The sequence below is a fragment of the Alkalibacillus silvisoli genome (assembly GCF_039521975.1).
In the GTDB taxonomy this organism is placed as follows: Bacteria; Bacillota; Bacilli; order Bacillales; family Alkalibacillaceae; genus Alkalibacillus; species Alkalibacillus silvisoli.
Genome location: NZ_BAAACZ010000003.1, coordinates 160,595 through 184,343 on the forward strand (window position 1 = coordinate 160,595; position 23,749 = coordinate 184,343).

Below are 23,749 nucleotides of genomic sequence, written 5' to 3' on the forward strand. Positions count from 1 at the left end.
GAAATAGTTAATATGCATATAGCCTTATTATTTCGACAGTCTAATTAACCATATCCCAATTTATTTCCACAAAAAAGTGACCGCCGTATGACGGTCACATAATTTCAGTTAAAACTTGCGACGAGTATTTTGTTGTTGTCTTGCACGCTCTTCAGCATCTTGTGAACGACGCTGTGCTTCAAGGTCAGCGCTATCAGCTATATCTTCAGCGAACTCTACATCGCGGGCTTCAAGCTGTTCGTTTTTTGGTGTTTGTCCAAGGGGTTTGCGGCTTTTTCGTTTGTGTTCATCCTTACCCATGCTTTGTCACCTCACTTTGATGGAATCCGTTATAGTATGTGAAGTTCTGTATAGAGTTATGAAAAGAAACGGCTTTCGTATTGTTGTTATCGATTGGAAGCAAGAAACTGCTCCTGTTTCAGTTATAATGTAAGAGACTATATGTCAAATATGGCGTTTAACTTGTTGAATTTAAAAAGCTCAATTTGTAATAATTATGTTTATTACCTAGGAAATAGTGAGAATTTGTCGGTGGAAGGAGAATCGGGTTGCGTCCAATTCCTTATAACTCGAACATTTTAGCTATAGATATGTTGATTCTTGAGTCAGTTAGCATTATTTCATCATAAATTCGAGTTAAGTCTGATTCAGACGTGACCCATAAGAAAATGATTGTTTAAAATATCGACGTAACAAGACCTTCAAATAAGAATGAATCAAAGAGAGTGCATGACTGGAATGACATTGGTTTGAATGTATTAGTGTCAGACTCATGCTGGTTCAAAGCAATTTGATTGACATGTGATTGGAAAGTTAAAAGCTGATGGTGAAAGGAGTTATTTTAGGGTGTATAGAAGTTGGGCTAGTAGTTGATGAGTCAGGTTTAGACAGCTTTTTTATCTAAGCGTCTTTTATTTACGCTCAAACAACAATTTATGATCCATTAAAAGGCCGACCCTAAAGAGTTATCGGCCACGTTTCTTTCTAACCCATTCATCAAATGTCCAAAACAGAATAGCTGCCAGTGTTGCACTAAAGAAGAATAAATACATACTAGACCAAAAGACGGCAAAGTCATTAAAGAGTGAGTTAGCATCAGCTAATAAACCTAATACAAAAATGAAACTCATGCCAAATAACGTATGTAGAATCAAAGCAAGCTTCGAACGCTTGTCTGGACTAGCTTTTTCTGTTAATACATCACTTAAAACAGAAGTTGGAACCCCGAATGAAAATAGCCCACCTAAAACATATAAACCGACAATAGGAATTAGAATGGATAGGGGAATATCACTTGTTGTTAATAAGATGAGTGTCATAATAGGTATTAATATAGTGGATGTTAGTAAATAAGCATAAAATTTACGTATAAGCAATGTGATCACCTGTTTTGATTATTATACAGATATCCTATCACAGTCTTATATATAAGGAAATTGAATGAGCGTAAATAAAAGAGGAAAGTCGGCGTTCACTTTCCTCTTTTAAGGTTGATTAGATAATTGATAATCCACGCTCAATTAATGTTTCGTATTCTTTATTTTCTTTCTTTAGTTCATTTAATTCTTCAAGAAGTTTTTTCTTCAATGTCGTTTCTTCATCGTGTTCACTTAATAACTCAAACATTTCTAGTCGAAGGAGCCAATCTTTCTTGTGATTTTCTTTTAATTGTTCGTAAATGGTATTTAGGTCAGAGGCTAAATTGCCTGATTCATTGTCACGAATGTTTCTTACTCGCGAGTAAAGTTCATTTAACTCGATTTGTGTTTGTTCAGGTATTGGTGTCTTTTGTTCATCGTCAACTGTGTAGTAATTCTCACCATCTGCAGCACCTGCGAATACAGACACGATCTCACTACCAACAGCCATATCAAACGTACCCCACTCAGGTGAAAATAATAACGTTTCACCATATGTGACTGAACAGTTCTCGAATGAAAGTAAAATAACCTTACCATTTTCACGCACAATATTAGTAATTTGACCACTTACTTGAATTCCGTTTTCGAAGTTTAGATCTGTATGCTTATTAATTGAAACACCTACTGACTTTAATTCTTCTTCGTTTAAATCTTCTAATGGTTGACTCACACCTATTAAATTTCCAATTGGTGCACCAAATCCATCAGCATGAGTGTCAGTTCCATGGCCTGATATTTGTTGGTTGTTTACAGCCAAGGCAGTGTTTCCATTTGTTTTTAAGTATATAGCTTCTCCTTGTTCGTCTTTTAATAATTCGCTTATAACTCCTGTTACTTGTAGCCCAGAACTATACTCAGCTGTAGCAGTGTTAGCTGAACGTACAGCTTTTTCCAGGCTTTCAGTACCCCCTTTCATAAAGGACATTGTTGTTGCGAATTGTTCAGCTGCATCAAGTAATTGCTTGAAGTCTTTACATACGAAAAGGTGCGGTTGTGGTTTTGTAATGTCAAATCCAGTGTTAATCACTTCCTCCATATCGAAAGGAATCTTTTCTACCTCATCACTTAAAGCATTTGCCCCTTCACCAACAGATGAAAGTAAACCTGCACCGTAAATTTTAGGGTTATTTAATTCACCGATTAATCCAAATTCAACAGTCCACCAGTAGAAGCGTCCAACAATTTGTGCTTCTGATAGTTCAGTTATTTTAGCTTCACATTCATCAACCTTTTGCTTGGCTACTTCAATTTCTTCCTCTGTAGCATCGCCTTTCTCTAAAAGGTTGGAATATGCACGTACAGCTTCGAAGTGGTCATGTTCTTCTTTTGTTGCTAGAGCCTTCATGCCTATTTCGCCAAATCGTTTAACGAAAAAAGAGTACTCTGGGTCTGCTAAAATAGGTGCATGTCCAGCTGCTTCGTGAATAATGTCAGGTGCTGGTGTATATAGAATGTTGTCAAGTTTACGTATTTCGTTAACGACAGGTAAAATGCCTTGTGCTTGAAATTCAAAAAAGGAAACACCTGGAATGAAGCCATCAATGGTTGCAGCTCCCCAACCAAAAGGTGCTAAGCTTTCATTCATCTCACCAACATTTGGAATCTGATCTATTGATATTGAGGAAGCTTTTAGTCCATCAGTATAAGCTTCATGAGCTATATTTTTCAGTAAGTTATGGTTTTGACGCATAACGTAACGCCAAACAGCATGGTTAATAGCCGAGTAGTGTTCATAATGTTGTTCGGCTGTATATTTCCTTAAATGCTTTGGAACGGTTTTAGATTGAATTGTTTTCATAGACATCCCCATTTCATTTAACACTTTTTAACTTGCTTGCTTAAACGCTTTTACTCATTAAAGTAAGTGTTGTTTTAAGAAACAATTTATCATGATTTTCTTTAATAAGTCAAGGGATTTTTGAGTTTCGGTTTTAAATTAAATTGACATTATGTGAATTTTACCGTATAAGTAGGATAAAATTGGACCGTGAAAAGGGGGGAGAGGGAAATGAGTGATTCAATTATTTATCTGGTTAGGCATTGTGAGGCTACTGGACAAGAAGCAAGTTGCTCCTTAACTGATTCAGGGAAACTCCAAGCAGAAGAGTTAAAGCAGTTCTTCTCAGATAAAAGAGTGGACCAAATTATGGCTAGTCCGTTTGAGCGGGCAATTCAGTCCATTGTTCCAACAGCTGAAATGCATCACTTGGACTTACTAATTAGTGATGATTTACGTGAAAGGACTTTAAGTAGTGAAAATTTATCCGACTTTAAGAACTGTTTAAAGGAAACATATAAAGATTTCGATTTAACGTATTCTGGTGGGGAATCGAGTAGAGAAGCATTAGAGCGGGCAATGAAAGTAATATCAGATGTTAAACTGAGCTCACATAAAGCTACGATTCTCGTGTCGCATGGAAACTTAATTTCGTTAATCTTAAATCATTTTGATCAAACTTTTGGGTTTGAGGAATGGGAAAGGTTAACGAATCCAGATGTTTATGAGATTAATTTAAACCGTCGTGAAATAAAGCGTTTATGGAAAGGACAAAAGGAGCTATAGGAAAACTATAGCCCCTTCATAATTTGTTCAATTAATATTTCAGGTTCTTCTTGCATCATAATGATATCTTTATTTAATTGATCAACAAATCCTTGTTCAATCATATGGTCAAATAATTGTAATAATGGAGTATAATAATCATTAACATTAAGTAAGGCGCATGGTTTCTCGTGATAGCCAATTTGTGCCCAAGTCATCACCTCAAACCACTCTTCTAAAGTTCCAGCACCACCTGGTAAGGCAATAAATGCATCTGCTAGTCGTGCCATCATGGCTTTTCGGTCGTGCATTGTCTCAACAACATGTAATTCAGTTAAGGCTTCATTGGCAATTTCGACTGTCAATAATTTTTCAGGTATAACCCCTATTGCTTTTCCGTCATTTTCTAACACACCTTCAGAAACGGCGCCCATACAGCCGACAATCCCTCCACCGTAAACTAATTCAATATTATGTTTAGCTAAAACTTCACCTAATTGTTTGGATTTCTGCATATAAATAGGATCATGCCCATCTCTAGAACCACAAAAAACCGCAACCCTTTTCATCGAATATCTCCATTTCTTTATTATGATGTTTATTATTTTTATTCACATGTTACTACGATTATGTAACAAAAGTATATCACTTACTTTATGTTGTCCCCCTGAAAGTCTTCCTTTCCCAAAGGAACTTTGGCTTTCCAAAATGGAAGTCAGCTTTCCAAAACAGGGCGAGACAATGATATGTATGTGAGGGTTACTCTGCAGTCAAAGATATAGAAACCTTATATGATCAAATGAACGAAACGAAGGAGCGACTCGAAAGAGCCGCTTCTTTTTCTTTTTCACCCGCTTCAATCATTAATCTTCTGAAAGAAGAGTTTTAGGAGGACAGATGCTGCCCTGAATACATTCAAGCATAATCACTTAGATGCTAAGGTGTTAAAAGGTAAAACAGTTTCAGGAAATACCGATCAAACTTTATTTCAAAGCTACAGCAAAAAGGTGAATAATGTAATTCTATACTAATTCCGAATACCCGAACAATTCATACTTAACATGACACGCCTAACGGTATATACTAAGTATGTAATATTTGCGGGGTGTTTTTTGGTTTTATGAAAGATAAATTATGTTATTTCAATATTATTTGTGGTTTTTATTTCACTTCATTATATACTTAGTATATAATGAAGTGAGTAAAAAATGGAGGGAATTAATATGATTAAACTTAGTAATCTAACAAAGGAATTTTTGCAGGGTCAAGAAAAAACTCAAGTGTTAAAAGGCGTTAATTTGAATGTCGAAGAAGGAGAGTTCGTGGCTATAATGGGGCCAAGTGGTTCTGGAAAAAGTACATTACTCCAACTTTTAGGGGGGCTTGATATACCGACTGAAGGAGATATATTAATAAATCAACGTTATTTAAGTAATATGACGGAAAAAGAAAGAACAATATTCCGTAGAAAATACATAGGTTTTATTTTTCAAAATTATCAGCTACTACCTACCTTAACTGTGGAAGAAAATATAGCCTTTCCTCTTCATGCGGATGGAAGTTTGACTAAAGAAAAAAACCAAATGATTTTAGAGCTACTTGATTCTGTTGGATTGAAAGGACTTGGCCGTAGACGAGCTAATTTACTCAGTGGTGGTCAACAACAACGAGTCGCTATAGCCCGGGCGCTGGTCAATAACCCTGCGGTTCTATTAGCTGATGAACCAACAGGAAATTTAGATAGAAGTAAAGCTGAGGAGATACTTGGATTAATATCAAGATTTAATCGAGAAAATAATCAAACAATCATAATGGTAACACATGATATTTTCGCAGCTGGGTTCGCAGATCGAATTATACTTTTTAAAGATGGAATTGTTGATCAAGTGATTTCTAGGAAGGATGATAGTTATGCTGAATATGTGGCGAATTTCATGGCGTAATATAACACAAAATAAAAAACGTTTTTTCATTTCCTTACTTGGGATTATCTTGGGCATAGCGTTTGTAACATCCATGTTGATTGCAGACAAAACAACAAATGATGTTTTCAATTATTATGAGCAAATGTATGTAGCCAATGCGGATTACTGGGTTCTAAGCGATCAACATACTTACTCTGAAGATGCGGTTTCATCGATTTCGACCAGTCCAGCTGTTACGGAAACATTGATCGCGCTGGATAAACAAGCTTTCTTTGAACTTGAAGGTGATCAATCCCTAAATCAAAGATCTGTAAGAATTACAGGCGTGAATAATCAAACTAGTTCTTTACTAAAACTTCCCGTGATTGAAGGTAGTTTAGATAATGAAGGGTTGGTAATATCAGAAGTCGTTGCAAATCAGTTAAATAAAAAGGTAGGAGATACAATTCGGTTTGCCGACTTGGGAGAAGCCAAGGTTTCCGCCATTGTTGAATATACACAGCTGCTTGCTGGCCCCAGTGATTGGGAAGGAGCTGAATCAACCAGCTTTCGCATTATGGCTCCGCTTGAATTGTTAAGAGAGTGGACTGGTATGGATAACGAGCTTTCATATGTAAGGTTTCAAACAAATGAAGACGGACAACAACTCTTTGAATCTCTTCAGAACGAGTTTCTTAATTCAAATGTATATGTACAGCCAGTAGTTGCTGACGATCGACAAAGTAACGATATTGGGGAGCTCTATACTTTCTTTTACTTAATTGCTTGGTTATCCATATTTATCAGTGGATTCATTGTTTTTAATATGATTTACACAAGTGTTATGGAGAGGAAAAAGGAGTTTGCGATAATGAAGAGCTTTGGTTATCTGCAAAGTTCTGTTTCCAAACTTATTCTTATTGAAGTACTACTTTTGGCATTAATAGGTACAGCTTTGGGGGTACCCATAGGAATTTGGCTCGGAGATATGTTTATGCAAACGTTGCTTGGTGTGTTTGAGTTTGAAATGGTTTATACTTTAAATTGGGGAATACCTGTATTAACAGCTGTTGTAATTGGAATTTTATTTCCTGTTGTTTCTTCTTTATTTCCTATTTACAATGCGGGGAAAACTTCGGTGTTATTAACATTAAAAACTGCAAATCACACGCATTCATCGCCGAAGCAACACCTATTTAGAGGTGTTGTAGGAGCTGGTTTGTTTTCTTTTATATTTATTGATCACCCCAGCTCTTATATAGCTATTTTAGCAAGCATCATTCTGTTGTTTCCAATGCTGTTATATGGTTTGAGTTGGGTACTTAAACCTATCTTGAAGGTATTCTTCGGTTATAGTGGAATTCTGGCATCTAGAAGCGTTACACAACAATTAAATAGAAATGCCAATACTGCTGCTATTCTTGCTGTTGGGATAACAGTCATATTGTTACTAAGCGCAGTTATAGAATCTGCTCCTGAGGGTTATGAAAATGAAATTAGAAATACCTATGGAGGCGACCTAAGAGTGACATCAGAAGTGCAGTGGTCTAATGAAGATAGAGAGAAATTGCTTTCTTATGATTCTGTTTCAAATGTTGAATCTTTAATGGAAGCTACGCCGATTACATGGGAAACAATTGATGGAAAAAAAAGAGAATTCTCAATATTAGCTGTTGAAAATGAGGGGCCGACCTTATTTGAGGATTCCGAAAAAGAGCAACTATATAATGATTTATCCAAGGAACCATCCATTCTTCTTGGTAAACGGGCATTTGATGAATGGGGAGGAGATGTTGGTGAAAACATTTACCTTAATACCCCTTCTGGTGTACAACAAATTGAAGTCATTGACGTTGTTAATACATCGCATTACTCAGGATACGTAGCATTTATGGATGAGAATCACTTAACTAATGAATTCGGATGGGAGAATAGTTTTGACATGCTACTAACATTAAATGACGGATATAATGGTGAACAACTACGGGAGCATTTGTGGATGGATTTTAGCAACCATCTTTCAAAGGTTGAAACAATTGAAGATGAAATTAAATCAACTACTTCATCGTTGTCTGGAATGAACGAGTTAATATTAACCATGTTAGTTTTAATCATAGGACTATCCAGTATTGGCACAGCTAATACCCTTTTAATGAACACTTTGGAGCGCACCTCCGAGATTGGAACGATGCGAGCACTTGGTTTTACTAAACAGCAAGTTAAAAAAATGATAATTGGAGAAGGACTACTTATAGGATTGTCAGGAGTTATTGGAGGTATAGTTTCGGGTGCGATTTTAATTTATGTCACCAGCCAGTCCAAACTGTTGGAAGGATTTATATCCTTTCAACTACCTTTAGAGAATATTATACTGGTGTTAATTGCAGGTGTTTCTCTAAGTCTCTTCGCTTCTTGGATTTCTAGTACTACGGCTAGTAAAATAAATATTATAACATCACTTAAAGAAGGTTGAACAAATGTCGGTTAAATACGGAATATTAACAATGCTATCCCTAAAAAAAAATCATGGGTATGAGTTAAAAATAGAGCTAGAGTACCTTCTAGGAATGAAAGAAAAAATTAACCCTGGACAAATTTATACTACTCTCGACCGTTTAATACGTGACCAATTAGTCTTATCTGCAGGAATGGATGACCAAGAAAGGAAACTTTATAAAATAAGTGCGGAAGGTAAAATAGAGTTGAAAAATTGGTTATTGGAACCTGTACCCTATTGTTCTAATAAGGACGACTTCCATTTCAAATGGAGTTGTGCTCGTAAGATTAGTTTCGAACAGGAGAATGAGATACTTGAGCAACAAAAAGCAATGATTATGAAAGATGTCATGGAATTGACTAAATTAAAAACGGAATTTCTTCTTCAAGGTGATGAGAATAGGTATTTATTAATCACTAGTACGCTCTTGCATTTAGAAGCAGATTTAAACTGGATTAATCAGGTCGAAAATCGAAATCGGTCATAATTCTAGGCAAAGGTTTACTCTTTTTAGAAACCTTTGCCACTATCAAACTAAATGCCGTGCAATATTTAAATTAATTGAAAGTGACCTTACGTAAATCCTTTTATACTGTTATTAGACTTTCTACTTTATCACGAATTTAAAAGGGGAATCCTATTTTGAAGAAAGACGATATTATTATCTATGCTTGTGTGATTATTGGGGCGGGAGTAGGTTTAATATTTGATAATGCTTTTCCTGGGGTACTGATTGGTCTAGGTATTGGCTACGTACTTAAAATCTTATTGTTTAATAATACAAATGAATAAGTTAGGTATTAATTGTTATAATCTACACCATAGATTATCTATAATTAGTCTTGTTAGTCGGAAATGTTAATTAAGACCTTGTTTTCCTTGCTTCTAAAAAGTCGGAATCCTTTTCTAAGTAGTCAGTGTCCGATCGACAGGCTATTCGGGCAGAACAGCAGTAATTACCCAATGTCATTTCTGTTGGTGTCCATTATTAGCCCAATCGGTTTTTGTGAAATTTTCCTTCTAATGATCCTATAATTGTAAAATGTAAATGTAGGTTTACTATGTGTTTTTGATTAAGCTTTTTTTTCAAAACGGATTTTATTTATTTAACACAAAATGCGTGTTAGTGAGACGATTTTAATTAAACTTTATTCCAAAGCTACATTTATACATCTAGCAGGATTCAGCCAATTTAAGGCGAAATAATTTTAAAGATATAATTTAAGAGGGGTGTGCCAATGAATGTTAGATGCTATCAACCAAAAGATGAAGTAAGTTGGTTAAGATGCCGTGTCTTATCGTTTTTAGATACAGCTTATTATGATAACGTATTGCAAGAAAAGGAAACTTACGAAAATCCATCAATCGAAATCGTAGTGGAAGAAAAGGGGCAGGTTGTTGGTTTATTAGACCTTGAGTTAGAAGAAAAAGAACAAGAAGTATGTACAGCTAGTGATGGATTAGGTGCGATGATGTGGCATATTGCGGTTCACCCAGATCACCAACGTCAAGGGATAGGTGAAAAGCTACTCCGTTATGCTGAAGAGAAAGTAAAACAGAGAGGCCTTAGTTATATTGAAGCTTGGACAAGAGATGATCAGTGGGTAAACGCTTGGTATGAAAAGCAAGGCTTTCAGAAGGTAAGCTCTTATAATCAAGTCTATATTAGTGGTGAAGAGAGTCATTATTTCATTGATTCAAAAATACCGGAAGTAAAAGTTCTGTCGTCATTTGCTCACTATCTTGGTAATGAACCAGACATTAAAAATAAGTTTGAACGAATTTATGAATGTAGTTGTTATACAAAAAGGCTCTAAAGAATTAAGTAGCTCCTTACAGAACTATGTCAAGGAGCTACTTCTTTTTAGTGATGGAATTGATTATTTGAATGATTAAAGATAGTAACGTAACGACAAATGAACCGAACCCTATCATAACTAATAAAAATCCATATGTTTCCACTTGAAGCGACACCTCCTAGAGTTACTTCATGCTTTAAGGTTGTCTATAGTATAAAACAAGAACGTATGTTCGTAAAGTAAGAACGATAAATAATGACTTCTTACCTATTTGTCTGTGTAAAATAGTTCTCAATTGAGCATTATATTAATGGTATGTATCTTAAGTGGTCCTGTTTAATAAACATGAAGTGTGGGTAATTTTAATAGTAAGGCTAATTATTAAGGTACGGAATGAGTAGAAAGGGGTAATGTTCTTGTGAAAATGAATGTGACACAGAAATTAATTAAAGAACATTTAGTTTCAGGGCAGATGGAACCAGGTGAAGAAATTGGTTTAAAAATCGATCAAACCTTAACGCAGGATGCTACAGGTACGATGGTTATGTTAGAGCTTGAAGCAATGGGTGTCGATCAGGCAAAGACTGAAGCATCAGCTCAGTATGTTGACCATAATTTAATTCAAGATGACTACAGGAATGCAGATGACCATATGTTCTTACGTAGTGCAGCAAATCGTTTTGGGCTTTATTATAGTCGCCCTGGTAATGGGGTTAGTCACCCAGTCCATATGCAAAAATTAGCTATTCCAGGTAGAACATTGTTAGGTTCAGATAGTCATACTTGTGCCAATGGTTGTATGGGAATGCTAGCGATGGGTGCGGGTGGTATTGATGTTGCTCTTGCTATTGCAGGGGAACCTTATTACATTAAAATGCCGCAAGTATGGGGTGTAAAGTTAACAGGGAAACTACCGGATTGGGTCAGTGCGAAAGATGTGATTTTAGAAATGCTTCGCCGGTATGATGTTAAAGGCGGTGTTGGTAAAGTGATTGAGTATTACGGACCAGGCGTTGAAGAGCTTTCTGCTATGGACCGTCACGTCATTGCGAATATGGGAGCAGAGCTTGGTGCGACCGCATCAGTCTTCCCATCTGATCAAGAGATTAAAAACTTCTTAAGTGTTCAAGGTCGTGAAGAGGATTGGGTCGAGATTACAGCTGATCCTGATGCGACTTATGATTTACATGAAGAAATTGATTTATCTCAAATTGAACCGTTAATCGCTAAGCCATCTAGTCCAGGTAATGTTGTTCCAGTGAGTGAAGTAGCAGGTGAGGCAATTTATCAGTCCTATATAGGTTCTTCGGCTAACCCGGGTTATCGCGATTTTGCGATTGTCGGAGAAATTGTGAAAGGAAAACATATAGCACAAGGGTTGTCATTAGATATTAACCCATCATCTCGTCAAATTTTAACGCAACTAGTTGATGATGGACATATTGCGAGTCTACTCTCAGCAGGTGGTCGTTTACACCAAGCAGGTTGTAATGGTTGTATTGGAATGGGGCAAGCGCCAGCATCAGGTCGTAATAGTTTAAGAACGACACCGCGTAATTTCCCTGGGCGTTCAGGAACGAAAGAAGATAGTGTGTTCTTATGTAGTCCTGAAACAGCAGCAGCCTCTGCTTTAACGGGAGAAATAACAGATCCGAGAACATTAGATATGGATTATCCTAATGTCCAAGAACCTAAGAAAGTCGATTTCAAAAAAGAACAAGGATTATTAGAAGAGCCATTAACAGCTACTGATGGGATGAAAGTCGAGTTGGAGAAAGGACCTAACATTAGTTCAATTCCTAGCATGGCTCCATTAAAAGATCAGTTTGAAGTACCTGTTCTCTTAAAGATGGGTGACAATATCTCAACTGATGAGATTTTAGCTGGTGGTTCGCGTGTCCTGCCGTATCGGAGTAATTTACCAAGAATTAGTACATTCACGTTCGAAATTGTCGATGATAGTTATTATGAGCGCGCAATGAAACTTCGTGATGAAAGTGGTCACGCAGTTGTGGGTGGCTATAACTATGGCCAAGGTTCAAGTCGTGAGCACGCAGCATTAGCTCCTCGTTATTTAGGATTAAAATCTGTCATTGTAAAAGACTTTGCACGTATTCACCTACAAAACTTGATTAACTTTGGTATTTTACCTTTAACATTTAAAGATGAAAGTGAGTATGACAAACTTGAACAAGGTGATGTATTAGAGTTTGAACAAGTTCGTTCAAAAGTGAAAAAGTCAAATGAATTTGAAGTAGGCATTAAAGATAAAAATGAAAAAGTTAAAGTAAAGCACAGTTTAACAGACCGTCATTTGGACATAATACTAGCAGGTGGCATTATTAATTGGGTGAAAAACAAACAAGAAAGTGGTGTCTAAATGGGTTCACAAGAATTTCGTTGTAAGGCATGTGATGGTGCTGGCTTATTAATGGACGATGAAGAATGGCGCTACACATGTACAGTTTGCAGTGGAGATGGTTATGTTTCAAGTTTTGAAAATCAACAAGGAAGTCGTATAAATGATGTTGATGAGAACCATCGAATATTAGATTGATACAACAAACACCTCTTGATGGGGTGTTTGTTTATTTTTAATGGAAGTACAATTATTTTCAATATTAAGTTTCATTTGCTATGATGAATGTATTGAGGGAGGCGATCTTTAAATGAATGAACAAGCAGTGTTTCAGCAAGTGAGTTTTTGGCGAGAAAACTTAACGAAATTATTAGATAGCATGACTGAAGAAGAACTAGATAGAATCTCTTCAGGATTTAATAACAATCCACGCTGGAATATTGGGCATTCGATTGTAACGTGGGATGGAGTGATTACGAATGCATTAGGCCAAGAAAGCCAACTTCCTAGTCACTATCCAGCTCTATTTGCAAGAGGGACAAGCCCAAAGGAATGGGGCGAAAATGTCCCTTCTAAAGAGGAATTACTTGAACAAGTAAAACAACATGGGAAACGTATGGAAGAATTAGCTTCGGGTAAATTAGGTGAACCATTAGGCTTTGAAATGCTTCACTTGAAAACCATTGAAGAGGCGTTTTTATTTTTAGCTTCACATGAGGCGCATCATATAGGAACAGCAAGTGCACAAAACCGAGCAGCACAAGCATAATTAGGTAACAGAGGCTCTAAGTTGGGCCTCTGTTTATTTGTATTAAAGGCTTTTATATCACTTTGGAGAATTACAACTATATGTAAAGAGGCATAGGTAACAAGTGTGATCTGAATAATTAAAGCATGAGAAGAAAGAAAGTAAGATCATATAAAGAAATTTTCATCACTATTTGTTAAAATAATGAAGACTTAGGTGATGAAAGAGAGGGGGGACAGCATGACGTGGGAAATTTTAAACGTGATTGGGACCATGGCATTTGGTATTAGTGGTGCGATTGTTGCGTTGGATGAAAAATATGACTTGTTTGGTGTATATTTATTAGGATTTACCACTGCTTTTGGTGGTGGATTAGTACGTCATGTTGTGTTAGGCTTACCTGTTTCTGAAGTATGGGAACAAAGTATGTTGTTTTTAATTGCATTTATAACATTGACTCTTTTATTTTTTATTCCCTTTCATTGGTTTTTTAAAGAGTGGGAAAAATGGGGAGTTTTCTTTGACGCGATTGGTTTATCAGCGTTTGCTATTCAAGGTGCTCTATTTGCTGTAGCTGCTGGTTATCCTCTTCCAGCTGTTATTGTTGGAAGTGTGTTAACAGGAACTGGAGGGGGCATGATTCGTGACATATTAGCTGGTCGTAAACCACTTGTTTTACATAAAGAGATTTATGCGATGTGGGCGGTATTAGGTGCTCTTGTCATTGGATTAGGGATCGCAACAGAAATGTGGGAGTTAATGGTTTTATTAGTTCTTATTATTACGCTTCGTATGCTGTCTGTTATTTACGATTGGCGCCTACCAAGCAGAAGCGATTGGTTAAGGTTTGTAAGTAGTTTTAGGAAATAGTTAAAAATTGTTTAAAAAGCTTTTCACCGATCTATCTTGTTCTATCTTATAATAGTGATAGGCTTAAAGTTTTAAAGGGGCGTTCATCATGGCTTGTTCTGTTACGTTTTTTAGACAGTTTCCAATCTTTGAGGATTTATTATATGAGGAATTAGAAGAAGTAGGGAGAATTGCACAACATCGAAGTATCAAAAAAGGAGAAGTTGTGTTTAGAGAAGGTGGAAGAAGAGAGGCTGTTTATTTTGTCATATCTGGATTGATTAAAGTCTTTAAAGTGAGTGCTAATGGTCAAGAACAAGTTATTAACTTAATCCACTCTGATGAAATGTTCCCGCATGTCGGTTTTTTTGACAATACACCAAATCCAGCAACAGCTGAAGCGTTAACAGATCTTAATCTAATAGCTGTTCCTATTGAGGCGTTTGAACAGTTGTTACTTCAAAAACCTCACATTTCGATTAAAGTAATGCATGTTATGGGTAGGAAAATATTAGATCTACAAGAGCGAATTCAACAAATGAGTACTCAAACTGTGTTTGAACGAACGGTATCAACATTGATCCGTTTAACTGAAGAAATGGGTAAAAATCGCCAAGATGACTCAATTTATGTCAATATTCCAATTACGAATACTGATTTGGCTAATATGATTGGTGTCACACGTGAATCGGTTAATCGAACATTTAATAAATTGAGAAAAGACGGTGTCATATCTTATAACCGTACTGAAATTATTGTATATGACATGGATGATCTTAAGAGTTATCAAGAGCTGTGAGTAAAGTGCTAGAGCACCTTTAATATTCGATTCCAGTTATTGAACTGATTCAAGATGCACCACTAGGTTCACCTGGGTATAACTTTTGGTGAAGTAATAGAAGTAGGAAATCTATGAAACTATTAAATAACCCCCGTTCATTTCAATGAACGGGGGTTTACTATGGTAGGTATGGTAGGTAAATAAAGTGGTTATGCTTTAACTTCTTCAGGTACTTCTAAGCCTAATCCCTCAGCAATACGCTTACCGTAATCTGGGTCAGCTTTGTAGAAGTGTCCGATTTGACGAAGTTTAACTTCTTCCATTGTGCACTGACCTAAGTGATCAACAACGTTTTGTACTAGACGTGTTTTCTCATCATCACTCATTAAGCGGTATAAGTCACCTGCTTGAGTGTAATGGTCATCAGATTGATAAGGTGTTTGCGCAACTTCTCCTTCAACATCAAACGGATTGACTTTATTTGATGGGTCTTCCTTAGGTGCATCATCATAACTATTTGGCTCATAGTTGATGTTACTTCCGTGTTGACCGTATTGCATATAGCCACCGCGCTGATAGTTGCTCTGCTCATTAATAGGGCGGTTAACCGGTAGTTGTTCATGGTTAACACCTAAACGGTAACGCTGTGTATCTGAATAAGAGAATAAGCGCCCTTGTAACATTTTATCTGGTGATGCTTCAATACCAGGAACTAGGTGTGCTGGAGATAGAGCTGCTTGCTCAACTTCAGCAAAATAGTTTTCTGGGTTACGGTTTAATACCATTTTACCAACTTCGATCCTTGGGTAATCTTCTTTGCTTACTGTTTTCGTTACGTCGAAAATATCCCATTTATAATCTTTGAAGTCCTCATAAGGAATAAGTTGAACGTATAGAGTCCAAGAAGGATAGTCACCATTCTCAATTGAGTTAAATAGATCTTCAGTGTGATAGTCAGGGTTTGTACCTGCTAACTCATCAGCTACATCAACATCTAATGCTTTAACGCCTTGGTCACTTACGAAGTGATACTTCACCCAGTAAGCTTCCCCTTCTTCGTTTACCCATTTATAAGTATGGCTTCCATAACCATTCATATGACGGTAAGTAGCTGGAATACCACGGTCACCATGTAAATAAGTGACTTGGTGTAGTGCTTCTGGTGAATGACTCCAGAAATCCCAAACCATGTTTTTATCTTTTAAATTAGTTTGTGGGTTACGCTTTTGTGTATGGATGAAGTCTGGGAACTTAATCGTATCACGGATGAAGAAGATCGGTGTATTGTTACCTACTAAGTCGTAGTTACCTTCTTCAGTGTAAAATTTAACAGCGAAACCACGCGGGTCACGTACTGTATCAGCAGAACCTAGCTCACCAGCAACTGTTGAGAAGCGGATGAACATTGGTGTACGTTTACCTTTTTCATTTAAGAAATCAGCTTTTGTATACTTAGCAATTTCATCATTTGTGACTTCAAAATAACCAAATGCTCCAGCACCTTTTGCGTGCACAACACGCTCTGGAATACGTTCACGGTCAAAGTGTGCTAACTTTTCTAGTAAATGCACATCTTGAATTAAAGTTGGCCCTCTTTGTCCAGCTGTAATAGAATTTTGATTATCGCCAACTGGAGCGCCACTTGATGTTGTTAGACGGTTCTTGTTTTGAGACATAATTAATTCCTCCCTTTAAGAATTAAGTAACACATTATAATAATAACTAATTTATATTGCTTTGTAAATTAAAATGATTATAAATAAACATAAATTAAAAACACACGTTAAATAGGGTGTGTAAAGGGTTTGAAGATTTAATTGAATATTTAAAAATAATAGATTTGTTACTATGATACAATTTATAAGACACTATGGCTAATAATATGCTTGGACAAAATTAGTTATCATAAAAGAAAATCCGAACGATTCATCGTAGGTGAATTCGTTCGGATCTTTGTGTTTCGCGCTCGCGACTTTCAAAAAGTCTCGAGCGCTGATAAACTAGTTCGAGCGCCGATAAAAGTTGCTGGGCGCTGATAAACTAGTTTGAGCGCTGATAAAAGTAGCTGAGCGCTGATAAACTAGTCTCGAGCGCTGATAAAAGTAGCTGGGCGCTGATAAACTAGTTTGAGCGCTGATAAAAGTAGCTGGGCGCTGATAAACTAGTCTCGAGCGCTGATAAAAAGCCTGCGAACGCTGATAAAAAACTTTCGAGCGCTGATAAAATAATACGCTCGGGTAACTGACCGTCTTGTATAAGGTTTCGAAGGTTTGTATTTTAACAACACTTCATTCCTTTTTCCCCAGTCACAAAGTTTATCCGCGCATTGCGATTCCTTCAATCTCAACTTTTACATCTTTTGGTAAACGACTTACTTCGAATGCAGCGCGTGTTGGGTAAGGCTCTTCTAAATAACTTGCATAAATGTCATTGACTGTTGCAAAATCATCCATTGAATCTAGTAAAATCGTTGTCTTAATTAAGTCTTTATAATCTAAGCCTGCTTCTTTTAGTATCGCGCCAACATTTTTCATCACTTGATGTGTTTGTCCTTCAATCGTTTGACTGACAACTTCCATTGTTTCTGGATTAAGTGGAATTTGTCCAGAAATGTATACCGTATTGTCCACTTCGACAGCCTGTGAATAAGGGCCAATAGCAGCAGGTGCTTGATCAGTTGAGTAAACTTTCTTCATTTATTAATCTCTCCTTTCAGTTAACTCTATATTAGCAAAAATTTCTTAACATATTAAATCTTTTTGATAAAAGTAAAGCCTATTAGGGTAAAGAAATCATAAAATTACGGTTTTAAAATTTAGAAAATTTGATATAATCAGACATATAAGAGGCTGTAGGAGGGATCATAGGATGAAAAGAGAAGAACTAATCGCACCAGAAAATTATAATATCGTTAATGAGTTTGAGAAATTTTTAAAAGACCCAGATCGAAAAGCTGTTATTTGGACAGATGATAACGGTAACACAGATGAAATAACGTATTCACAATTGTTTAAACGAGCGAATCAATTAGCGAATGTTTTTGTTAGCCAAGGCTTAAACAAAGGCGATAAAGTCTTAGTGATGATCCCACGATTGATTCAAGCGTATGAAGTGTATGTAGCAGCATTAAAAGCAGGCCTTGTTGTGATTCCAAGCTCTGAAATGCTGCGTGCTAAAGATTTAGAATACCGTATTCAACATGGTGATGTGAAAGCGGTTGTTAGTTATGCACCGTATACATTTGAATTTGAGAAAATTAATAAAGTTAGTGAGCTTAAGAAGTTTGTGTTAGGAGAGGAACGAGATAGTTGGGCTAATTTGAATGAATTAATGGAGCATGCACCTACTGAATTTAAGACGGCTGATACAAAACGTGATGACACAGCTTTCTTATCTTATACGTCAGGTACAACCGGTAATCCTAAAGGGGTTGTTCACACACATGGTTGGGGCTATGCTCATTTAAAAACAGCTGCATCGAACTGGTTAGGAATTAATGAAAAAGACTTAGTATGGGCAACAGCTGGTCCTGGTTGGGCAAAATGGTTGTGGAGCCCGTTTTTATCCGTTTTAGGTTCAGGTGCGACTGGTTTTGTATATCAAGGTAAATTCTCACCAACTAAATATTTAAAGCTATTACAAACATATAGTGTTAATGTTTTATGTTGCACGCCAACTGAATATCGTTTGATGGCTAAGGTTGATGGATTAGAGCAATATGAATTGAGTCAATTACATAGTGCTGTTTCAGCTGGGGAGCCATTAAATCGTGAGGTCATTGATACGTTTGAAAAGTATTTCGATCTTACTGTAAGAGATGGCTATGGCCAAACAGAAAATACGCTCTTAGTAGGGATTACAAAAGGTATGGAAGTACGCCCAGGATCGATGGGGAAACCGACTCCTGGAAATATAGTAGAGGTGATTAATGAAGATGGTGAGCCTGTTAAAGAAGGTGAAGTAGGTGATATTGCTGTTCATCAGTCAACACCAGCTTTGTTTAAAGAGTATTATAAAGATCCTGAGAAAACGAGTGCAACTTATCGTGGTGAATATTATTTAACAGGTGACCAAGCGAGTAAAGATCGTGATGGATACTTTTGGTTTGAAGGTCGAAGTGATGATATTATCATTAGTTCTGGTTATACGATTGGGCCATTTGAGGTAGAAGATGCTTTAGTTAAGCATGCTGATGTTCAAGAGTGTGCAGTTGTGGCAAGTCCAGATGAGGTGCGCGGAGCAATTGTCAAAGCATTTATTGTACTTAAAGATGGTGTTGATTCAAGTCGTGAAGGGTTTGTTAAAGAACTACAAACTCATGTTAAGGAGTTGACAGCGCCATATAAATATCCGAGAGAAGTTGAGTTTATAAGTGAATTGCCGAAGACCACCTCAGGTAAAATTCGCCGAATAGAATTAAGGAAGAAAGAAATGAGTAAACAGTTATAATATAAAAGAATTTGGGCCAAAATCAGCTATAATTAGAAAATCCGAACGATTCATCGTAAATGAATTCGTTCGGATTTTTTGCGCTTTGATGGTGTTACGTTAGAAAGAGCTTTGAACGCTGATAAAGTAACCTTGAGCGCTGATAAAAGTCTTACAGGTAGCTGTTACATAACACAGTTATCAAATGTTCGTATTATAATATCTCTTCATTCCTTTTATCCCAACTTCAATACCTTTAATGATAAGGATTTACATGTACATAAACATCTTGCACTTCATGATGGTCTTCCATTAACTTCCCCTTAACTCGAGCGGCAATACTGTGACCTTCATCAACGGTAATATTAGGGTCAACACTAATTTTGACATCAATAATTACATAAGATCCATGGGTTCTAGCATTTAATAAATCTAACCGCTCTACTCCACCCACTTTCATTGTGGTCATTTCAAACTTCTTCGTTCGACCTGCATCTAAAACCGTTTCTAATGTTACATTAACAGCATCGCGGCCAATTTTAAAACCCATCCACATAACTAATAATGCAATGAAAGCGCCTGCGATTGGGTCGAAATACTGTAAAAACGGCAACCCGTAATGACTCCCGAGCATTGATGCTCCAATACCAACAAGTGCGATTAATGAAGAGATTGCATCAGATCGGTGGTGCCAAGCATCAGCAATAATCGCTGGACTGTTTATTTTGTCACCGAGGCGTTTCTTATATTGAAATAAAGCCTCTTTAACAATTAAAGATAAAATGATGGCATATAAAGCGATCATACCTGGTTCAGACTGATCATTAGCAAATAAGGATGAAATCGCATCTAGAAGAATTTCTACCCCGACTACAACAAGTAGGATCGAGACAATAAGCGTTGCAATATTTTCTGCTTTACCGTGGCCATATGGATGTTCAGGGTCTGGTGGTTTCTGAGCTGCACGAATGCCGACAAGGACAGCTATTGAACTGACCACATCAGAAGCTGAATGAAAGGCGTCTGCGATTAACGCTTTACTGTTTCCGATGACTCCTGCAATCCCTTTAACAATTGCCAATATTAAATTAGCAACAATTCCCAATACTGAGGCGAATTGTGCTTTTTTAAAACGGTTCTCCATAGAACAACCTACTTTTTCATCGTTTATATTTGTTATCATACCAATAATTAAACGGTTCAGTCTAACTATTTTTGACAAAGGTTAAGAAGCTTCAGGCTTACTAAACATATGATGCATACATACTAAAATTAATATGAACAGACGATTTAAAATGTGTGGACTAACTAACAGCATACTGCAATAAACTTAAAATGGCACAATTTCCTTTCTGTAAGCAAAACAAATAATAACGGTCATAATTTATAAAATCTAACCCATACTAAAAGTAATTACAATCGATATGTATAAACCTGAAGTTTTAGGTTAATTATACTACTGCAGGTAACAAATGGGTTAAAAATTTTACGCAAATTTATCAAAACTTACAATGTTGTAATGTTGGTTTATAGTTATTGTTTTAATGGGTATTAGACTAGTACAATCTAGTTACACTATTTAAAAAGGAGTGCAAGAAAATGAAAAAATGGTTATTAAGCATTTTAATGATTTCAGCTTTAGTACTAGGTGCTTGTGGTGGTGATGTTGAAGAAGATCCAATGCCAGAAGATGACATTGATATGGAAGATCCAGAAGATGAAAATGGAGACATGGGAGACCCTGAAGATGATGACATGGGCGATCCTGAAGATGAAGAAAACGGAGACATGTAAGTAACTCCCCCCTAAAAATATATAAAGAAAGAGGCTGATGGGAATTTTCCTATCAGCCTCTTTTTTTTATATTGGTAAAGCGCTATTTACTACATTTATCAAAATACAGAATATTCTAAATTTATAAATATACAAAAAAGACTTTAAAAACTTCAATTATTTGTGTTAATATGCATATATTCGTATAAATATACAAAGGAGTGGATAGAAATGCATAAGAAACATTGGGGAATTATTTTGTTGTTTGGTTTTATGCTCGTATCATTAGTAGCTTGCGGAGGGGAAGACCCGACAGAAAGTAGTGCTGAGGCAAGTGAAGAAATTGAAGCACCTAGTGGTGAACAAGTGATTCAAATGGCAACTTCAGCTGATTTCCCGCCGTTTGAATCAATCAATGAACATGGAGAGTTTGTTGGTTTTGATATTGATTTAGCTCATAAGATTGCTGAGGAGCTAGGTTATGGATTAGAAATTCAGGATATGAACTTTGATGGATTGATCGGCGCTCTTCAAAGTGAACGTGCTGATATGGTGATGGCTGGAATGTCTGCGACAGAAGAGCGTCAGGAAAATGTTGATTTTTCAACTTCCTATCATAGTTCTGGAGAAATGTTTATTACTCAAAATGGTTCAGATATTACAAGCATTGAAGATATAGAAGGCAAGACAGTGGGTGTGCAACTTGGAACGATTCAAGAAGAAGGAGCTGAAATCTTACAAGAAGAGTACGACTTTGAAATTCATGCTGTAGATGAGGCGACTAATATTATTCAGGAATTAATAACGAATCGTATTGATGTTGGTTATATGGATACGACAGTTGCAGAAGGTTATATTGAAAAACAGGATTTAGCTGGATTTGAAGATCCAACTGAAGCCTCACCTGGTATGGCTATTGCGTTTCCTAAAGGAAGTGATTTACAAGATGAAGTAAATGAAGTCATTGATCAATTTATTGAGGACGGTACAATTTTAGAGCTTGAAGAAAAATGGGAGTTGGATGAGTCATAATTTTAAGGGGATTGGAGTGAATAAGGCATGAATTTGGACTTTAGTCAAATCGTGCCTTATATTCCTTTTATGTTAGAAGGAGTATGGGTCACATTACAGTTTGTTATTATCGCCATTATATTTGGATTTATATTAGGGGCATTAATTGCACTTATAAAGATTAGTCGTTATAAAGTATTAAAATTGATTGCTGATTTTTACACATCAATATTTCGTGGAACACCTTTAATACTACAGTTAATGTTAATTTACTTTGCGATTCCACAATTAACTGGTTATGACATATCGCCATTTCTATCAGCGATTTTAACGTTTGGATTAAATTCATCAGCCTATGTTTCTGAAATTATTCGTGCTGGAATTCAAGCTGTTGATCAAGGACAAAAGGAAGCAGCTGAAGCGTTAGGAATACCGTATCGCCCAATGATGATTAAAATCATTTTACCGCAAGCGCTGAAAAATATCCTACCAGCTTTAATGAATGAATTCATCACGTTAACGAAAGAATCAGCGTTAGTATCTGTTATTAGTTACTTAGATTTAATGCGTCGTGCACAAGTTGTAGCATCAGATATTTATCGTAATTTCGAGCCACTAATGTTTGTTGGGTTATTGTACTATGCCATGGTCATGGTACTAACATTAATCGGGAAGTATATTGAACGGAGGATGAGAGCAAGTGATTAAGGTAGAGCAATTACACAAGAGCTTTGGGGAAAATGAAGTATTACAAAATATTAATACATCAATTTCTTACGGAGAAGTCGTCACGATCATAGGTCCATCCGGTTCTGGGAAATCAACATTCCTTCGTTGTTTAAATCTTTTAGAACAGCCAACTTCAGGTCATGTTTATGTTAATAATGAGGATATTACAAACCCTAAAGTTAATATTCTTAAGGTCCGTGAACAAATTGGAATGGTGTTTCAACACTTTCATTTATTTCCGCACATGAGTGTTTTAGATAACTTAACTTATGCACCGATGACTGTTAAAGGTATTAGTAAAAAGGAGGCGAATCAAAAAGCAGAAGAGTTGTTAAGTAAAGTAGGTTTAACTGAAAAGATCAATGCTTTTCCGAATAGCTTATCAGGTGGACAAAAACAACGTGTAGCTATTGCACGTGCTTTAGCAATGGAGCCAGAGCTGATGTTATTTGATGAGCCTACCTCAGCTCTTGACCCTGAAATGGTTAAAGAGGTATTAGAGGTGATTAAAGACTTAGCTCACTCTGGTATGACATTAGCTGTTGTTACTCATGAAATGGGCTTTGCTAAAGAAGTCTCAGGCCGTATTATCTTTATGGACCAAGGTAAAATAGTAGAAGAAAGTGAGCCGAATTCTTTTTTTGAGAAACCAAGGACTAAACGAGCTCAAACCTTTTTGACTAAAGTACTGTAATTTATGATAATTCAAATGCTATAAGCTTTGGAGGCAGGATCTTGTGGAATTGGAATACTTTTAATCCACATGGGTGCGTAATTGTTGTTTTAGAAAGTTAGAAAAGAAATTAAAGGAATACAAAAGAAGATTAAAAGTTAGTTAAAGAAAGCATCGACTTAAGTCGGTGCTTTCTGATCTTTAGATTTTTTAAAGTACACGATTTCTTAGTGAA

The 23,749-nt window shown here is 36.4% G+C and carries 24 protein-coding genes; 16 read left to right on the plus strand and 8 right to left on the minus strand.

Annotated features, from left to right (window positions below; all coding sequences use genetic code 11):
- Window positions 1–108 precede the first annotated feature (108 nt).
- The 3 genes from ABDZ63_RS01535 to ABDZ63_RS01545 all read right to left on the minus strand — a co-directional run bounded on the left by ABDZ63_RS01535 (window position 109) and on the right by ABDZ63_RS01545 (window position 3,219).
- Complete coding sequence (locus ABDZ63_RS01535; RefSeq protein WP_343781317.1) at window positions 109–300, minus strand: YfhD family protein; 192 nt, start codon at window positions 298–300, stop codon at window positions 109–111.
- Window positions 301–965: 665 nt separating this feature from the next.
- Window positions 966–1,376: a hypothetical protein gene (locus ABDZ63_RS01540; protein ID WP_343781318.1), complete on the minus strand. Its 411-nt coding sequence runs from the start codon at window positions 1,374–1,376 to the stop codon at window positions 966–968.
- A 118-nt stretch (window positions 1,377–1,494) separates the two neighbouring features.
- Complete coding sequence (locus ABDZ63_RS01545; protein WP_425541926.1) at window positions 1,495–3,219, minus strand: aromatic amino acid hydroxylase; 1,725 nt, start codon at window positions 3,217–3,219, stop codon at window positions 1,495–1,497.
- Window positions 3,220–3,429: 210 nt separating this feature from the next.
- On the opposite strand from ABDZ63_RS01545, the gene ABDZ63_RS01550 reads away from it, so the two are divergent.
- Window positions 3,430–3,984 carry a histidine phosphatase family protein gene (locus tag ABDZ63_RS01550; RefSeq protein WP_343781320.1) on the plus strand — a complete coding sequence of 185 codons (555 nt, stop codon included), beginning with the start codon at window positions 3,430–3,432 and terminating at the stop codon, window positions 3,982–3,984.
- Window positions 3,985–3,989: 5 nt separating this feature from the next.
- On the opposite strand, the gene ABDZ63_RS01555 is transcribed toward ABDZ63_RS01550, so the two are convergent.
- On the minus strand, window positions 3,990–4,532 hold the full coding sequence (locus ABDZ63_RS01555; RefSeq protein WP_343781321.1) for an LOG family protein: 543 nt from the start codon (window positions 4,530–4,532) through the stop codon (window positions 3,990–3,992).
- Between the two features lie 654 nt (window positions 4,533–5,186).
- On the opposite strand from ABDZ63_RS01555, the gene ABDZ63_RS01560 reads away from it, so the two are divergent.
- The 5 genes from ABDZ63_RS01560 to ABDZ63_RS01580 all read left to right on the plus strand — a co-directional run bounded on the left by ABDZ63_RS01560 (window position 5,187) and on the right by ABDZ63_RS01580 (window position 10,181).
- Complete coding sequence (locus ABDZ63_RS01560) at window positions 5,187–5,906, plus strand: ABC transporter ATP-binding protein (protein ID WP_343781322.1); 720 nt, start codon at window positions 5,187–5,189, stop codon at window positions 5,904–5,906.
- On the plus strand, window positions 5,875–8,340 hold the full coding sequence (locus ABDZ63_RS01565; protein ID WP_343781323.1) for an FtsX-like permease family protein: 2,466 nt from the start codon (window positions 5,875–5,877) through the stop codon (window positions 8,338–8,340). The genes ABDZ63_RS01560 and ABDZ63_RS01565 overlap by 32 nt, the downstream gene beginning before the upstream one ends.
- Window positions 8,341–8,344: 4 nt before the next feature.
- Window positions 8,345–8,851, plus strand: a complete 507-nt coding sequence (locus ABDZ63_RS01570; protein WP_343781324.1) for a PadR family transcriptional regulator — start codon at window positions 8,345–8,347, stop codon at window positions 8,849–8,851.
- 155 nt (window positions 8,852–9,006) lie between these two features.
- Window positions 9,007–9,156, plus strand: a complete 150-nt coding sequence (locus ABDZ63_RS01575; RefSeq protein ID WP_343781325.1) for a hypothetical protein — start codon at window positions 9,007–9,009, stop codon at window positions 9,154–9,156.
- A gap of 446 nt (window positions 9,157–9,602) precedes the next feature.
- Window positions 9,603–10,181: a GNAT family N-acetyltransferase gene (locus ABDZ63_RS01580; protein ID WP_343781326.1), complete on the plus strand. Its 579-nt coding sequence runs from the start codon at window positions 9,603–9,605 to the stop codon at window positions 10,179–10,181.
- Between the two features lie 37 nt (window positions 10,182–10,218).
- On the opposite strand, the gene ABDZ63_RS01585 is transcribed toward ABDZ63_RS01580, so the two are convergent.
- Window positions 10,219–10,326 (minus strand): putative holin-like toxin, encoded by a 108-nt coding sequence (locus tag ABDZ63_RS01585; RefSeq protein WP_343781327.1) that lies wholly within the window; start codon window positions 10,324–10,326, stop codon window positions 10,219–10,221.
- A gap of 255 nt (window positions 10,327–10,581) precedes the next feature.
- Here ABDZ63_RS01585 and ABDZ63_RS01590 point away from each other — a divergent pair, with 255 nt between their 5' ends.
- From ABDZ63_RS01590 to ABDZ63_RS01610, 5 genes are all read left to right on the plus strand, one after another.
- Window positions 10,582–12,543: an aconitate hydratase gene (locus ABDZ63_RS01590; RefSeq protein WP_343781328.1), complete on the plus strand. Its 1,962-nt coding sequence runs from the start codon at window positions 10,582–10,584 to the stop codon at window positions 12,541–12,543.
- Entirely contained in the window at window positions 12,544–12,720 is a 177-nt protein-coding gene (locus tag ABDZ63_RS01595) for a hypothetical protein (protein WP_343781329.1), read from the plus strand.
- Between the two features lie 112 nt (window positions 12,721–12,832).
- Window positions 12,833–13,291: a DinB family protein gene (locus tag ABDZ63_RS01600; protein WP_343781330.1), complete on the plus strand. Its 459-nt coding sequence runs from the start codon at window positions 12,833–12,835 to the stop codon at window positions 13,289–13,291.
- A 219-nt stretch (window positions 13,292–13,510) separates the two neighbouring features.
- The gene (locus ABDZ63_RS01605) at window positions 13,511–14,140 is read left to right on the plus strand and encodes a trimeric intracellular cation channel family protein (RefSeq protein WP_343781331.1); all 630 of its coding nucleotides are present in this window, start codon (window positions 13,511–13,513) and stop codon (window positions 14,138–14,140) included.
- An 88-nt stretch (window positions 14,141–14,228) separates the two neighbouring features.
- Complete coding sequence (locus tag ABDZ63_RS01610) at window positions 14,229–14,918, plus strand: Crp/Fnr family transcriptional regulator (RefSeq protein WP_343781332.1); 690 nt, start codon at window positions 14,229–14,231, stop codon at window positions 14,916–14,918.
- Between the two features lie 191 nt (window positions 14,919–15,109).
- Here the strand turns inward: ABDZ63_RS01610 and ABDZ63_RS01615 are convergent, their stop codons facing one another.
- Both ABDZ63_RS01615 and ABDZ63_RS01620 read right to left on the minus strand, forming a co-directional pair.
- The gene (locus ABDZ63_RS01615) at window positions 15,110–16,576 is read right to left on the minus strand and encodes a catalase (protein WP_343781333.1); all 1,467 of its coding nucleotides are present in this window, start codon (window positions 16,574–16,576) and stop codon (window positions 15,110–15,112) included.
- 639 nt (window positions 16,577–17,215) lie between these two features.
- The gene (locus tag ABDZ63_RS01620) at window positions 17,216–17,596 is read right to left on the minus strand and encodes a RidA family protein (protein WP_343781335.1); all 381 of its coding nucleotides are present in this window, start codon (window positions 17,594–17,596) and stop codon (window positions 17,216–17,218) included.
- 172 nt (window positions 17,597–17,768) lie between these two features.
- Between ABDZ63_RS01620 and mbcS the strand changes: the two genes are divergently transcribed.
- The gene (mbcS, locus tag ABDZ63_RS01625; protein ID WP_343781336.1) at window positions 17,769–19,349 is read left to right on the plus strand and encodes an acyl-CoA synthetase MbcS; all 1,581 of its coding nucleotides are present in this window, start codon (window positions 17,769–17,771) and stop codon (window positions 19,347–19,349) included.
- A gap of 235 nt (window positions 19,350–19,584) precedes the next feature.
- Here the strand turns inward: mbcS and ABDZ63_RS01630 are convergent, their stop codons facing one another.
- A complete protein-coding gene (locus ABDZ63_RS01630; protein ID WP_343781337.1) occupies window positions 19,585–20,472 on the minus strand; it encodes a cation diffusion facilitator family transporter in 888 nt (295 codons plus the stop codon).
- A 455-nt stretch (window positions 20,473–20,927) separates the two neighbouring features.
- Here ABDZ63_RS01630 and ABDZ63_RS01635 point away from each other — a divergent pair, with 455 nt between their 5' ends.
- The 4 genes from ABDZ63_RS01635 (at window position 20,928) to ABDZ63_RS01650 (ending at window position 23,535) form a co-directional block, all read left to right on the plus strand.
- Window positions 20,928–21,122, plus strand: a complete 195-nt coding sequence (locus ABDZ63_RS01635) for a hypothetical protein (protein WP_343781339.1) — start codon at window positions 20,928–20,930, stop codon at window positions 21,120–21,122.
- A 210-nt stretch (window positions 21,123–21,332) separates the two neighbouring features.
- The gene (locus ABDZ63_RS01640) at window positions 21,333–22,133 is read left to right on the plus strand and encodes a transporter substrate-binding domain-containing protein (RefSeq protein WP_343781340.1); all 801 of its coding nucleotides are present in this window, start codon (window positions 21,333–21,335) and stop codon (window positions 22,131–22,133) included.
- Window positions 22,134–22,160: 27 nt separating this feature from the next.
- Entirely contained in the window at window positions 22,161–22,820 is a 660-nt protein-coding gene (locus ABDZ63_RS01645) for an amino acid ABC transporter permease (protein ID WP_343781341.1), read from the plus strand.
- Entirely contained in the window at window positions 22,813–23,535 is a 723-nt protein-coding gene (locus tag ABDZ63_RS01650; protein WP_343781343.1) for an amino acid ABC transporter ATP-binding protein, read from the plus strand. The genes ABDZ63_RS01645 and ABDZ63_RS01650 overlap by 8 nt, the downstream gene beginning before the upstream one ends.
- Window positions 23,536–23,749 lie beyond the last annotated feature (214 nt).